Source organism: Salinimicrobium sp. WS361, assembly GCF_050750585.1.
Taxonomy (GTDB): Bacteria; Bacteroidota; Bacteroidia; order Flavobacteriales; family Flavobacteriaceae; genus Salinimicrobium.
In genome coordinates this window covers 1-1028 of sequence record NZ_JBOJLM010000053.1, presented here as the reverse complement: position 1 = coordinate 1028, position 1028 = coordinate 1, and the positions used below count along the sequence as shown (strand labels likewise).

Below are 1028 nucleotides of genomic sequence, written 5' to 3'. Positions count from 1 at the left end.
TTAACGTGAGTTCGACTTAAGCAGATAACCTTTGCTCTATAATTTCCAGGTTTAAGGAAGGTTTTTTAGGAAAGAAGCTGTAGGCGATTAGCCCAGAGAGCAGGTTTGATAGGAAGTTATCAAAACTTCTATGCCTGGTATGCTCGATTTGGCACATGTTCTTCAGCTCGTCATTTACTGTTTCGATGATGGCCCTTTTTTTCAACATCACCTTATCGTAGGTGTGCATCAGGCTGTTCTTCATGTTCTTTCTGATCTTGGTGACCAGATGGACCCCATCCACAAAAAGTTTTTCAAAGAGGTCTTTGCCTATGTAACCTTTGTCGCCATAAAGCTTTCCCATAATCTTTTTATGGAAATTATCGTTTTTTAAAGGTTCCCTGTCATCCACATTGCCCTGTGTGAGCATGAAATCCAGGATTTCACCTTTGTCATTGATGATCAAATGGAGTTTGAACCCAAAGAACCATCCTATGGAACATTGGCCTTTGGCAGCCATTCCTTTAAAAGTCTTGTGCTGCTTTTCCCTCTTGATATGGCACGATCTCAATGGTGTGGAATCTATAAAAGAAATACCTGTGCATTTTCCCAAACAGCACATTTTCAGGAATAGCGCCATTGGCACCACTGCTTTTTGTTGTAGTTCCACAAAGCGGTTGTATGATACTGTCTCAGGAAATTCACTTTTTAAATGGGGTTTTACATAGAACAGGTAAAAGTGCTTCAGGTTCCTGAAATTCCCGGAATGGAACAGCACCATAAGAGTCATTACTTCACTAGTTGAGAGTTTCGATTTCTTGTTCCTTCTTTTGATGCTGGAATCAGCTTCCAAAAGATGTCCTTGCTGGGCTTGTTCAAATTCTTGATGGAACTCATCAATAAAACAAAAAATTTCAGTAATTTTATCAGTAGAAATCATAAGCAGAATATCAGTTAAATATTTTAATGCTAAACACTTAAATATACTGCTTTTTCTTTGGTGTTCAACCACCCAAATTTTCACTTTTTCTTATATCGAACTCACGTTA

General features: G+C 38.3%; 1 protein-coding gene. It reads right to left on the bottom strand.

Annotated features, from left to right (window positions below; genetic code table 11):
- Positions 1-16 precede the first annotated feature (16 nt).
- The gene (locus ACQ93I_RS17190; RefSeq protein WP_431699605.1) at positions 17-919 is read right to left on the bottom strand and encodes an IS982 family transposase; all 903 of its coding nucleotides are present in this window, start codon (positions 917-919) and stop codon (positions 17-19) included.
- Positions 920-1028: the final 109 nt, after the last annotated feature.